Consider the following 13,454-nt stretch of genomic DNA (forward strand, 5'->3'; position numbering starts at 1 on the left):
AAAACACAAATGTTGAGATGCGAATATCCAATGCCAGGTTGTTTTATAACACTCTACGCCGATTCGAAAATCCATTTATTTGAGACATTTAGCTCTGGGGTCGTGGATACTCGTGGTGTGCGGCAATTGATTTGGCTGATAAGCGCTCTGATTATTGTGGCGAGAGGGCCGCTATGGGCGGCGCAGGCTACTGGGCAGGCCGTTGCGTGGCGGTGGGCTGTGGCAGATGCGGCGAAGAGCGCGCCGAACGCCGAGATTGCGGTTGTGAACCTAATGTCGGGACGCGTGGTGGCGGCGCGAAGGTTAGCTGAAGCGGCCCGAACACTGGCTGCGCCCGGCTCGACGCTAAAGCCGATTGCACTGTACGGACTGCTCGAGCAGGGAGGATGGAATCCCGCGCAGCGGATTGCGTGCAGCAGACAATTGCATGTGGCGGGGAGGGAGCTGAACTGCTCGCATCCGGAGATGCCGGCGCTGGATGCGCACGAAGCGCTGACATGGAGCTGCAATACATACTTTGCCGCTGTAGCAGGAAGCGTACCGCCAGCGAAACTTCGCGGGCTGCTGGAACGCTCGGAACTGCTTGGGACAACAGGGCTTGTGGAGAGCGAAGCTGTGGCGCGATTCCGTGAGCCGCGGACGGCGGATGAGACAAAATTGGCGCTATTGGGCATGGAGGGGATTGAGGTAACGCCGCTGGAACTGGTGCGGGCGTACCGGTGGCTCGGGCTGGAGTTTGCTGCGCATCCGAAGACAAAGGCAACAGAGGTAGTAAGCGCAGGAATTCGGGATTCGGCGAGCTTTGGAGTGGCGGGGGCGGCAGGTTTGGGTGGCGTGGCGGTAGAAGGCAAGACGGGAACGGCGAACGCAACTGCTGGCGGACGGACGCATGGTTGGTTTGTGGGGCTTGCGCCGGCGCAGAACCCAAAGGTTGCTCTGGTGGTATATCTGCCGGTGGGACGCGGCGCAGATGCGGCAGGGATCGCGGGAGAGGTATTGAAGCGATCGCCGCTGAGGACAAAGTGAGAACAGGGGTCAGAGATCCGGGAACAGGGATCAGAATCTTCCTTATGATTGCGGCAGTTGTGGCTACGGCGCAGATGGTCGGCGCGCAGCAAAGTGCTTCAACGCTGCGCGTGGGACTGTGGACGCTGTGGCACGACCGCGAAGTGTTGGTGCGAGCGGCGCAGGGTGAGAGTGCAAGTGTGCGAACGTGCGACCGATGTGGTGCGGTTCCGCTGGCGCAGGAAATGAGACTGCGCGCGGAGGACAGTGCGATTGCCTTTGGCGGCAAACACTCTACGGAAATGTGGCTGAGCGGGGCGCTGATCCTGGAAGCGCATGGAGAGCGTGTGGCACTTCCGTACCCTGTGCATGTGATTGCGCGGGGAGGCGTGCTGACGATAGCTGTAACAATGCCGGTGGAGCGCTATGTGGAGCGCGTAGTAGCGAGCGAGAGCGGCGCGGGTGACTCTGAGGAATCACTGAAGGCGCTGGCCGTGGTGGTGCGAAGCTTTGCGCTGCATGTGCGACATGGACACGCCGAATATGACCTGTGCGATGCGACGCACTGCCAACTGCTGCGCTGGAGCGCGACGGGGCGCGAGGCGGCAGCTCATGCGGCTGTGCTGAGAACCGCAGGCGAGACACTGTGGTTTCATGGACGGCGGGCCGCGGCGTGGTTCCACCAGAACTGTGGCGGGCATACGGCTGTACCCGCGGAGGTGTGGGGCGCGAAAGGGGACATGGCTCCGTGGCTTGTGGGGCGAGCGGACCCATATTGCATTGCATACGGTGTGCGGGAGTGGAGTTCGACGCTGACGCTGGAGGAGTTGACGCGAGCACTAGCTAGCGGAGGGCTCGTTGCGCCGGGATGGAAGACGCTGATGGTAGCCAAGAGAGGCGAGTCTGGACGGGCAGTAACGCTGATGGTGGGTGGAACAGCAGTTTCCACAGAAGACTTCCGGCTGGCGGTGGGCCGCGCGCTAGGGTGGAATCGGATTCCGAGCGCATGGTTTGAAGTGTCAAGACTGAGCAATGGGATCGGCGATGGATTTCTGTTTCACGGGCGCGGCGCGGGGCACGGCGTAGGGCTTTGCCAAGTGGGTGCGGCAGCTATGGCAGCACAGGGATTGGATGCGGGCACAATTTTGGCTCAGTACTTCCCCGGCGCAGAAGTGCGAGATGAGGCAAGCGGGCTGAGTTGGCGGAGCTTTGCGCGCGTGGGTTACACGCTAGAAACACTGGAAGATGAGGACCAGACGTATTTGCCGGAGCTGGACCATGCACTGACCGAGGCGCGGAGCCGGTCTGGGTTGGAGCTGACAGGAATTATTACTGTGCGGGAGTATCGGTCGACGCCGGAGTTTCGCGCGGCGACGCTTGCGCCGGGATGGGTTGCGGCGTTCGCCGAAGGCAGTTGGATTGGCACGCAGCCGATGCGGACACTTGCGGGTCGAAAGATGCTTGAACCTGTAATGCGGCATGAGATGCTGCACGCGCTGGTGGAGAGCACAGCGGGTGTGAAGGCTCCACTATGGCTGCGCGAGGGATTGGTGGAGGCTTGGAGTTCTGAAGGACAAGCCGCGGTTGCACCGAAGATGAAACTTGAGGATGTGGACCGCAAGCTGGCTCATTCTGCGAATGAGGGCGAGTCCGAAGCGGCACATGCGGCGGCGCGATGGTATACAGAAAAGCTGCTGGGAAGTTATGGGCGAACGCAGGTGGCTGCATGGCTGCGGAATGGCGTGCCAACGCAGGCTATGACTGCGGTGCAGCGTTAGAGTTTCGTTGCTTCCTGCTGTTTGAGCAGCGCGCAGACCCAGCCGAGAAGCAGAATCCAGCAAAGGAACATAAGCAGGTACGCGCCGATGAACTTGAGCGCGACGGCCCAGATCTGTGCGCTGAGCGTGCCATGCGGCAAGCCGTTGAAGAAGTGGCTGGGCAGGGCTACGCCAAGGAGCGCGAAGAAAACTACGGCGAAAAACCAGCGCCAGTTGTGCATGACGTGAAGCGTGCTAAGCCAGCGGAGACGCCAGGCGCGCACGGCAGACGCTGCGCCGAGAGGGATGAGAAGTGCAGGAATGACGATCCAGCGCAGGAACCACTCGATGCGTGTGAGCCAGAGTGAAAGATGCTGGAAGGTGAAGATGCGCGCTCGCCACCAGGCGGAGGCTTTGGAGTTGAGATACGCAGCCCACAGATAGATCTTGTCGTCCCAACGGTCCAGCAGCGCCCAGAGGAGCCAGGCAATGGCGATCCAGACGAGCAGGGAGAGCGCTCCCGAAATGAGTGAGACGCGAGGTTCACTTTCACTCATCATGCTGCGAACAATTCCTGCTTTGAGCGCGAGCGCGGCGGCGAGAAGCAGTAGTGGCAACAAGACGGAGAGCGCGAATTGCCACCAGTATTTGTCGGGCAGGCGCGTCCAGCCGATGCCGGCAATAGCGATCAGCGGGAAGCCGACGAACTGCGCGAGTATCCAGCCGCGCGCGGCGCGCAGGTTGTGTGCCATATCGCGCATAAGGTCACGTGCGGCCATCAGGGTTGCACCTCCAGCGTCGCGGGATCGGTGGTGGCGGTTACAGAAGGTTGATACATGGGGCCCGATTGCGCAGGACTGATGCCAAAGCGGCCAGGTGTAACAACTTTGAGCAGGTAGACGTACTCGGTGCGCCTGGTGAATTCGGTATTGAAAAAAGCTGCGCGATCATCGTGGAATTCTTTGCGCGTAAACCAGTCCGCCCACCAATCCGGCTTGTTGTTGAGTTTATAGAGATCGCTGCGCTCAAGGAATTCGGTGCCTGCGGGGATGGGATCTTCAGAGAGCATGTATTTCCAATCGGTTCCTGCAATGGCGAAGCGCACGGCGATAATGTCACCGACGTGAACGGGACCATGGAGCGGGACAAGATCGTAGGTGATGGGATCGTCGGGCTTGTCCTGCTTCTTCTGGAGCAGATAGTAGTCGCGCGTAGCGTTGAGAGAAAGCTGACCGTTCTGATAGAGCTTCTTATCGGCGCTGTACCACTGGTTTTCGGCGGACCAGTAGGTTATGCCGTCGCCGGTTTTGCGAATGGTGAGTTGGCCTCCGTTACCGATCTGTTGCGCGGGAATCTTGATCTTCCATGGGACATTGAATGCATCCGCCGGGGCGAAGCGATGGTTTCCGACACTTGCGCCATTGACGAGGATCTCCACGTCGGAACTATTGGCCAGCTCGCCGCTGAGAGCGAGATAGTCCGTAAGACCTGCGATGACCATCGCGGTCTGTTTGGTTGTCTCCCAGTAGTCGCCGCTGCGCTGCTGACCGAGCCACAAGACAGCTTTCGACACGAGACTGCTGGAGCGATCCTGGCGAATGAGCAGCTTGAGCGCTACGGAGGTAGCTTCGGGCGAGTTGTCACCCCAGTCGTCGAGCAGGTTGTCGTAGCGCGATTGCCACCAGGCATCGCCGCTGTTGACTTTGGCCCTGAATTCGAGAATCTGCGCTGCCTCAAGAGCGCGGCTGTCGCCTGCTGCATCGAGAGCGAGTCCTGCGAAGGCAAGAGCTTCTGTGCCGAGCTTGCCGCGGTCGCTCCAGAGAGGGTCTATTTGTTCCTTCGGGACGCCGCCAGTGGTGGCGAGCGCGTAGAGCGTGTATGCGCGGAGATCAGGAACCATGTCCGGATGCTGAGAGAGAGTCGTGAGCAGCCACTGGCGACCGCGGTTGAGGCGGTTGTCCTCGATCTTGTAGCCAGCGTTGCGCGCCTGGCCCAGGCCGCTGACGACATAGGCGGTCATGAAGACGCGACTGGGATCGTCTGGCCACCAACCCCAGCCACCATCGTCGTGCTGATAGTTGTAAAGACGCTCAAGACCGGCGTTGACCATCTTGTTAAGCGTGGCACGGTCGATGGGGGATTTGAGATGAAGCTTATCGACTGTCTGCGCAACGATGACGTCCGGCAGGAAGCTGGACATGGTCTGCTCGGTGCAGCCCCAGGGGTAGCCGGTGAGGTAATCGAGCGCATCGAAGACGGTTCCGGCAACGGAGGGCGCGACGGTAACTGTGATGGAGCGCGTGCCCGCGTCAGAGTTTGCAGGGAAGCTGTAACTCCACTGCGCCTGGCCTGAGCCTGAGAAGACTGTGCCGGAGCCGGCGTTACGCTGCTTGACTCCGTAGGGCAGTACAGGCAACGGGATTTCGATCGCGTCGGACTCCTCATTGGTGAGGGCTTTAGCTGTGAGCGTGGCGGAGCCAGTTGTGCGAGCGCGGACACGCCACTCCGCAACACTTTCACCGCGCGCAGGGATGTTGATCTTCGTGGTTTGGCCGCTGAGAACGTCGAGACCTGCAACATCAAGTGCGAAGGTGACGTCTTTGGCGGATTCGAGATAGTTGTGCGCGATGACTTTCAATGTGGCCTCATCGCCCTGGCGCAGGAAGCGCGGCGCGGCAAGACGGACGATGAGGTTTTTGCGAACGAGGACACGCGTGATGACACTGCCGGCTTTGCCATCGTCGGTCATGCCGCGAACAGTGGCGCGCCAGGTGGTGAGGGCGTCGGGGAAGGTGAATTCGACGCGCGCATGGCCGTCGGGGCCGGTGCGGACGGTGGGGTTCCAGTAAGCCGTGTCAGGGAATGCCTTGCGCACCTTGGGTACAACGAGATCTGAGCCTGGTTTGACTTGCGCCATGCGGGGATGGAAGAGGCCATCTCCAATGAGGCGCGCGAGAAGCGGGCTCTTTGTGCCGGCCTCGCCGTGGAAGTAGTACTCGAAGGACGTCTCGGGGTTAAGCCAGGAATAGCGCCGTGGATAAAAGAAGCCAAGGATATCGCTAGTGGTATCAGGGCGAACCGAGTAGAGGGCTTCATCAACCGCGCCTAAGCTCAGGTCTGCCTGCACGGGCTTGCTGGACGCATCCTGCGCGAGGATGTCAAAGGAGCCTTTTTCGCCGGGAAGGTATTTGTCCTTGCTGGGCGTGGCGGTTATGGTAAGGCGGCGCTCGGTGAGCGGCACGGAAAGACTCTTTTGCGCGGTGATGAGCTGGTCCGCATGGACAAGCATGGCGCTGACGGTGAGATTGGGCTGGGCGCGGTCGGTGATTGGCACATCAAATGCAATGCTGGTGCCTTTGCCGTGGAGTAGCTGACGCGACTGGATGCTGTTGCCCTCCGCTGTGACGACAGCCCAGAACTCCTGATCGGGTTTGTCGTCGAGACCGGTGACGAGGAGTATGTGGGCGGTCTCGCCGACTTTGTAAGACTTTTTGTCTGGAACGAGCTGCGCCTGGACGTTCTGGTTGTAACTTGCGCCGGCGCCGTTGTAGATCCAGAGCCAGGTGCGGCCTTCCACGGTACGTCTCTCCGGGGTGAAGGCCGAGGCTACAACGGTGAAACTGCCGCTAGTGCTGATGGGTAGATCCACAAAGACTGTTCCGTCCGCTCCTGTGATGGAATCGCGATTATCTACAACGGATTTAGTGGCCGTGCGCGTTACGGAGTCCCATTTTGTCTGGCTGGATTCAATGTGGATGGGGGTCTGCACAGGCTTGCCATCGTAGTCCTGCGCGGTGACTTTGACGCGTGGCGTCTGGCCGGGCGAGATGATGTAGCTGGTAGGTTCCACGCTCAGGCGGAAGGAGCCGTAAGTGGCGAGAACAGTAGCGTGGCCCGCGACCTCGCGGTTGGCTGCGTCGGTTACGCGAGCTTCGATGCGGAAGTCTTCGTCGTCGTGCTTGCGATCAAGCGGAACGGGTAGCGAGACGGTGAGGCGGCCATTGGCGTCGAGCACGCCCTCATGCTCCTGCTGCTCCTCGGCGCCCCAGGTCTCGTCGGAATCGCCGGAGTTATCCGAGCTGTCGGAATTGTCTGCGCCGGCCTGATCGCGTGCATCTTCTTCGCCTTCGTCCCACCACCAGTGTGTGGAAGTGTGCACGACGTACTTCACCTTGGCTCCGGCGACCGGCTCGCCGAAGAAGTAGCGCGCCTCAATGACGGCCTGGAGGGAGTTGCCCTGGAGGATGCGCCTGGCGGCAGGTTTGACGGTGACCTGATACTCAGGCTTCTTATACTCCTCTACGTAAAAGCTACCCGCCCCCTGAACCTGGTCGCCGAGCTGGATGTTGTAGTAGCCGAGTGAGGCGTCGGAAGCAAGCGTGAGATCTGCCGAAACAGTGCCGTGAGCGGAGACTGGCAGGTCTTTCTTGAAGATGGCCTTGTCGTCGGCGTCCCGCACGGTAAGCTGCACGGTTTTGTTAGCAGGCAGAAGCAGATTGTCGTCTTTCTGGCCGCGCAAGATGGCTTTGATGTGGACATCGTGGCCGGGACGATAAACAGGACGGTCGGTATAAATGAATGCGCGCGTGTTGCCTGCAGCGTTCTCATTGAAGCCGTAGCCCCAGGGCGTGACGATGGCAGCCTCGCTGCCCTTATGAGCGAGAACCCAGAGATTTTCCGGCTGTCCTGCATGCTCGCCCATGCTGAGCGGGGCAAAGCCTTCAGCACTGGTTTTTGCAGTGGCTTGTTGATTGCCGCTGGCCCAGAAAACCACGTCGGCGTCAGAGATGGGCGCGCCGGTTTTGCGATCGGCGACAAAGACCTCAAGGTTACTGTTAAATGACCGTTCCACCAGCACCATGCTGGTGACGATGGCGAGGGTGTAGGCCTTGTATGTGCCATCTGTGGCCTCAATGAGGTAGACGCCAGGGCCGGGATTGTCTATGGGCAGAATCTGCGTTTCGCTTACCAGCGAAGGCGGCATGATGAGCTTCCAGCGGGCAACGAGCTGGCTTTCGTTGAGCAGCGGAATGCCGGCGAATTCCGTAGCGCCGACGATGCGGCTGCGTTTGCCCAGGCTGGCCTGATGCTCGCGGACGCTGTCGCGGGCTTCCGATGTGAACTGGCTACGGAAGAAGTGACGAATGTTCCACCAGATGCCGGCTTTAAAGTCGTGCAGGCGTTCGATCAAGGTGCGCTTGTCAATCTGCTCGGATGGCGAGTAGCTCTGCGTGCCAAAGCTGTGCAGATCCTTGAGGCCGGAGAAGAACTTTTCCGTGTCGCGAACCTTGTAGACACGGAACTCGAGCGCGGACACGTTGCGTGAATAGAGCTGGATCTTCATCTGCTCGCCGGGAGCGAAGGTGCGCTGCGTGGAGAGCGAAAAAGAACGCGGCTCGGCCGCGTGGGCTGCGGAGCCAACGAAAAGGAGAGCAAGAACCAGAGCCAAGAGCAGCCGCGAAAATTTCATTCGGCCCCTCGCAAGATATTCCAGCGGTAGACGCCAAGGAAGTTAGGGTTAGAGGCGACCGGTCGCCACTGCGGCTCCGGATGATCGAGCAGCTCGGCGAGGAGGACGCGGCGTAGCTCACCGGGGCGTCCGTGATCGGGTCCGGTATGATAGACGACGCGTGCCTGCGTGCCGACGGCGGCAACGATCATCGAATGCCAGGGCGAAGACTGGCCAAATTGCCGGTAGAAGAGCAGATCGCCCGGCTGTGCGGCGCGTACGTCGCGGCTGACGAGGAAGGCATTGCGCTGGACAAGTGTTTTGGCGTCAGCGAATTGAGCGAAGCTGCCGTTGGTGAGGTCAGCGGGCTCAAAGCTGCCGGGCTGGACGCGGAAGAGCTGCGCACCGAGCGGCGTATCAGGATAATGCCATACACGGATTTCGCCGGGGAGTGCGTCAACTTCAATGCCTGTCGAGAGGAACCAGGAATCGTCATGCCGCTTGAGGGCTTCGCGGTAAGAGTAGCGCAACAGGCTGGCGCAATCGGTAATCTCGGTTGGGATCTGAGAGGCAGGACGCAGGGCCTGCTCATCCGCAATGAGTGCGAACCAGCGCCGGAAGGCAGCCTGGTCGGCAGGATCGGTAAGTCGGAGAAAATCCGGCGTGCCGTCTGAGAAGCGGTCGGTGAAGGCTGCCGTGCGAGCGCGGGCAGTTGTAGAGATGGCGTGGATGTGGGTGTGATGTGGGGCGAGGCGGCCGATCTGCATGAGCACCAGTATTGCCGCACCTAAAAGAAGGACTCCTGCGAGTGAGCGCAGAAGTGTGCGAGGCAACTCGCGTGGCCGGACTGTTCCAGTTGGCAGTGCGATCGGCAGCATATACGGAGACGAACGATATAGTAACCCAAATTCATTTCTGTGGAAAAATACAGAGAGGTGGAATCCCGCGCAGCGGGACCGCGCTATACTTTGCCGAGCGGCTTGGCATAAATCTCCGCGCCATGACTGTTTTGGTAGTAGCGGGGGTGGTTGCCGTGGCGCTTGTAACCGCAGCCGCGGTAAAGGGCGATGGCGGCTACATTGGTTTCATCCACGTGCAGCCAGATGTAGGTGGCATGGGCCTGGCGGGCAGAGCCTTCAGCAAGGCGAAGCAGTTCACGGGCGACACTGCGGCGGCGAAATGTGGGATCGACCTCGATGGTCTGGATGTAGGCGACAATGCCGCGCTGCATCCGTGTCCACTCCACGATAACGAAACCCGCGAGTCTGCTGCCTTCTTCGGCGGTCCATTCCGCGGTCCAGGTGACGCTCGAGGCACGCTCGGTGAGCTGCTTCATGTAGCGGCGGTCAAAGCGCAGGACGCCATCGAAGCATGCCTCTTCAATGGCGTAAAGCTGCTCAAAGTCCGCGGGATGGTAGAGGCGGTATTGCACGGATTCATCCTGACATGAATTCACGGTGCGAATGCGAATAAAAAGCCATCCCCTCCGGGATGGCTTTTCATATCAAATGGAGCGTGCTGCGCTAGACCTTGGCTTCAAGGCCAGCGATCACGTCGAAGAAACGCTGGTCAAGGCGGCGATTGGTGGAGATGGCTTCCTTGATGGTGATGTCAGTGATGTCCGTGCCCTTGAGGACGGCGATGCGGCCCCACTTGCTCTGGTGCACCATATCAATGGCGTGAAGGCCGTAACGCTGGCCGAGCAGACGGTCGTACGCCGTGGGCACACCGCCGCGCTGGGTGTGGCCGAGGTTCACGCTGCGGGTTTCAAAGCCGGTCTTCTCTTGGATGAGCTTGGCGAGCGCTTCTCCGATCCCGGAGAGCTGCGCGTGGCCGAAGGAATCGACCTTGCCTGAGCCGAGAATCTGGCCACCTTCCGGCAAGTGGCAGCCTTCGGCGACAACGACTACGCCATAATGCTTGCCATGATCGTAGTTGTACTTGAGTAAGGCACAGACGTGATCGAGATCGATAGTCTGCTCCGGTACGAGAACGACATGCGCGCCGCCCGCGATGCCCGCGGCCATTGCGATCCAGCCTGCGTCGCGGCCCATAACTTCCACAACGATGACGCGATTGTGTGAGTCGGCGGTGGTATGGATGCGATCCACGGCTTCCGTGGCAATGGAGACGGCTGTATCGTAGCCGAATGTCGCGTCGGTACCATTGATGTCGTTGTCGATGGTCTTGGGCACGCCGACCGCGCTAATCCCGTGCTCGGCAAGGAAGAGCGTGACGGACTGCGTGTCGTCGCCCCCGAGCGCGATGAGCGCGTCAATCTTGTTTTCTTTGAGAACTTCCTGGACCTTTTCGATGCCTCCGGGAATCTTCTTCACATTGGTGCGCGAGGAGTGAAGGATGGTGCCGCCCTTGAGCTGAATGCCGTCTGTGCTTTCGAGCGTCAGCGGAATCCACTGGTTTTCAAGAACGCCTTTCCAGCCGTTGAGGAAACCAATAAATTCGTCGCCGTAATGATTGATCCCCTTCTTCACCGCTGCATAAATCACTGCATTCAAGCCAGGGCAGTCTCCGCCGCCGGTCAACAAAGCTACACGCATCGAAAAGCTCTCCTAGTGAGGAATCTGTGGGGCGCGGTGGCCTGCAGGGCGCTTCTATTTCTCACGACATTCGTGAAGCGTTCGGCCAGTTCGACGCCATATACAGTGTACTCCGAGAGAGTCAAGAGAAAGTGTTGGCGGCCACGCCCTTACAATCAGGGACAGTTTGCTTTTCACTCGGAATTTACAGGCTGGGATGTTCCAATAAACTATGCCCGGAACCGGAGCACTGCTCTTACTCGCCTTTGCAAGTTTCGTCGTTGCGGTGCTTCTGGTGCTGCTGCAATTGACGCGGCTGGGCTATCTGATCCGCGCTACGATTCCAGACCGTCCGCGGCGGCGGTTGTTTCTGGCTTCAGTCTCTTTCCTGATTACGTTCATGGGCGTGCGCTTCATTGTAGACATGGTTGTGCGGGATCGCGGACCCTTTGACTGGGTGACGGTGCGCGGAGTACACATCCATCACCTGGTATGGGGAATCCTGATTCTGCTGCTGGTCGGTTATGGATGGCTGCTCGATGTGGGCCGCTCGCACTCGCCGATTTCTATTTTTCTGAGCAGGCTGATGTGCGTGAGTTATGGAGCAGGCGCGGCGCTGACACTGGATGAGTTTGCCCTATGGCTGAATCTGGATCCGAATACCTACTGGACGCGCCAGGGACGCGTCAGCATTGACGCGGTGATCCTGTTTGGCGGACTGCTGGCCGTGAGCATGTGGGGCGCCCCGTTCTTTCGCGGCCTGCACCACATGTGGACAAAGCGAGGAATCTTTGGTCGCGGTTTGGTTTCGCCTATTCGCCGCGTGAGGTTGCTTCGTCCGCGTAAATCTCGGCGACAAGCGAAGCATAACGCTCCGTAATTACGCGGCGCTTGAGCTTCATGGACGGGGTAAGCTCTCCGGTCTCTTGCGTCCACTCCTCGGGTACGAGCCGGAATCGCTTCAGAGACTCGAAGCTGGCGAGATCCGCATTGATGTCATGAACGATGCCGTGATACAGCTTATGCACTCGACTGTCTACGACAAGTTCAGCGCGGCTGGAAAAAGCGACTCCCTGCTGGCGAGCCCAACCTTCGAGAGCTGTAAAGTTGGGAGAAATGAGCACGGAGATGAACTTGTGCTTGTCGCCGATCAGCGCCGCATTGCCGACGAGGACGTTCGTCTTGAGCTTGTTCTCAATAGGTTGCGGAGCCACAAGCTTGCCGCCGGATGTTTTTAGCAGTTCCTTCTTGCGGTCGGTAATGTAGAGAAAGCCGTCGGCGTCCTGATGGCCGATGTCGCCGGTGTGGAACCAGCCTTCGCCGCTGAAGCACTCGGCATTGGCTTGCGGTTTCTTCCAATAGCCCTGAAAAACGATGGGGCCGCGGATGAGTAGCTCGCCGTCCGATGCAAACTGGATTTCGATGTTGGGCTGGAGTGGGCCAACTGAACCGAGGCGTTGCGCGTTAGGATTGTTGAGCGCAATGACAGGAGATGTTTCCGTAAGGCCGTAACCTTCCCAAACGGCGATGCCGGCCGATGCAAACCAGCGAGCGGTGTCTACGCCGAGCGGCGCACCACCCGAGACGAAGTACCGTACACGCCCACCGAATGCCTCCTGCACCTTGCTGTAGACGAGCTTATTGGCGAGCTTCCATCCAAACGCGGAAGGCTTATGGCTGCGATAGACCTCATCGCTGTGCGCCAGGCCCATCTTGAGCGCAAGAGCGAGCAGTCGCTTGCGAATGGGGCTGGCCGCAGACTTGTGCTCGACAGCCTGACGGATCTTTTCATAGACGCGCGGAACACCCACGAAAAAGGTTGGCCGAATTTCCTTCATGGCCTGCGGCAGCTTATCGAACTGCGCGCAATACGCCACCTGCGCGCCGGCGTTGTACATGGCGTAATCCAGTGCGCGCGCAGTAATGTGCGAGAGCGGTAGAAACGAGATGCAGGTGTCGCTCGGAGAAATCTCGTAACCGCCAATGCAATAGCACTGGTTGGCGGCGATGTTACCGTGCGTGAGCATTACGCCCTTCGGTTCGCCGGTGGTTCCTGACGTATAGATCAGCGTGGCCAGGTCTTTCGGCTCGGCGGAGTGCGCAAGGGCATCGAAGACTGGATCGCGTTGCGAGCCAAGCGAGTCTGCGCCTTCGATAAGACTGCTGTAAGGAATCGCGCCTTTGGGTGCGTCGGCATCCATCATCACGATACGCTCAAGCGGCGTCTGATTCCGGACGGTGTTAAGCTTATCCAACTGCGCGCGCGTAGAAACAAATGCGATACGGCAGTCTGCATCCGTGAGCAACACGGAAATCTGCTCACCGGTAAGCGTGGGATAGACGGGCACGTCTGCCGCTCCGATGGCAAGAATGGCGAAGTCCGTAACGGCCCACTCCCAGCGATTTTCCGAGATGAGTGCGACACGGTCGCCTTTTTTCACGCCCCATTCGAGCAGCCTGGAGCCGACAGCGCGCACGCGCTGATAAATCTGACCGGATGAAAGCTGCTGCCACTGGCCTGCGTGATCCTGGCACAGAACGGCGCGCGGATTGGCAGCGTCCGCAATGCGAAAAAAGAGATCATTGATGGTGCTAATGGGAGCCGATGTCATGGGTGCGCCAAAAGTTGCGGGATGATTCACTCCAAGTCTGTTTTCAGACCAAGCGAAGTGTATCAGTCTCGCACCTGTTTGGTCGCTATGCGAG

General features: G+C 59.5%; 9 protein-coding genes. 3 read left to right on the top strand and 6 right to left on the bottom strand.

Translation table 11 applies throughout. The features are described 5' to 3' along the window. Positions 1-117: 117 nt before the first annotated feature. Positions 118-1,026: a penicillin-binding transpeptidase domain-containing protein gene (locus ABSG47_RS00895; protein WP_424165147.1), complete on the top strand. Its 909-nt coding sequence runs from the start codon at positions 118-120 to the stop codon at positions 1,024-1,026. Between the two features lie 44 nt (positions 1,027-1,070). After that, the gene (locus ABSG47_RS00900; RefSeq protein WP_424165150.1) at positions 1,071-2,783 is read left to right on the top strand and encodes a SpoIID/LytB domain-containing protein; all 1,713 of its coding nucleotides are present in this window, start codon (positions 1,071-1,073) and stop codon (positions 2,781-2,783) included. Here ABSG47_RS00900 and ABSG47_RS00905 read toward each other — a convergent pair. The 5 genes from ABSG47_RS00905 to ABSG47_RS00925 form a co-directional block, all read right to left on the bottom strand. Next, complete coding sequence (locus ABSG47_RS00905; protein ID WP_424165153.1) at positions 2,780-3,541, bottom strand: hypothetical protein; 762 nt, start codon at positions 3,539-3,541, stop codon at positions 2,780-2,782. The genes ABSG47_RS00900 and ABSG47_RS00905 overlap by 4 nt on opposite strands. After that, positions 3,541-8,232 carry an alpha-2-macroglobulin family protein gene (locus ABSG47_RS00910; RefSeq protein WP_424165156.1) on the bottom strand — a complete coding sequence of 1,564 codons (4,692 nt, stop codon included), beginning with the start codon at positions 8,230-8,232 and terminating at the stop codon, positions 3,541-3,543. Before ABSG47_RS00910 ends, ABSG47_RS00905 begins: the two co-directional genes overlap by 1 nt. After that, entirely contained in the window at positions 8,229-9,044 is an 816-nt protein-coding gene (locus tag ABSG47_RS00915; RefSeq protein WP_424165158.1) for a DUF1175 family protein, read from the bottom strand. Before ABSG47_RS00915 ends, ABSG47_RS00910 begins: the two co-directional genes overlap by 4 nt. 128 nt (positions 9,045-9,172) lie before the next feature. Continuing rightward, positions 9,173-9,643 (bottom strand): GNAT family N-acetyltransferase, encoded by a 471-nt coding sequence (locus tag ABSG47_RS00920; protein WP_424165161.1) that lies wholly within the window; start codon positions 9,641-9,643, stop codon positions 9,173-9,175. A 91-nt stretch (positions 9,644-9,734) separates the two neighbouring features. Beyond that, entirely contained in the window at positions 9,735-10,769 is a 1,035-nt protein-coding gene (locus ABSG47_RS00925) for a 6-phosphofructokinase (RefSeq protein ID WP_424165164.1), read from the bottom strand. 211 nt (positions 10,770-10,980) lie between these two features. Between ABSG47_RS00925 and ABSG47_RS00930 the strand changes: the two genes are divergently transcribed. Continuing rightward, positions 10,981-11,628, top strand: a complete 648-nt coding sequence (locus ABSG47_RS00930) for a hypothetical protein (protein WP_424165167.1) — start codon at positions 10,981-10,983, stop codon at positions 11,626-11,628. On the opposite strand, the gene ABSG47_RS00935 is transcribed toward ABSG47_RS00930, so the two are convergent. After that, positions 11,561-13,360 (bottom strand): AMP-dependent synthetase/ligase, encoded by a 1,800-nt coding sequence (locus tag ABSG47_RS00935; RefSeq protein ID WP_424165170.1) that lies wholly within the window; start codon positions 13,358-13,360, stop codon positions 11,561-11,563. The two genes, ABSG47_RS00930 and ABSG47_RS00935, sit on opposite strands and share 68 nt — an antisense overlap. Between the last annotated feature and the right edge of the window lie 94 nt (positions 13,361-13,454).

This window comes from Occallatibacter sp. (genome assembly GCF_049510455.1).
Classification (GTDB): Bacteria; Acidobacteriota; Terriglobia; order Terriglobales; family Acidobacteriaceae; genus Telmatobacter.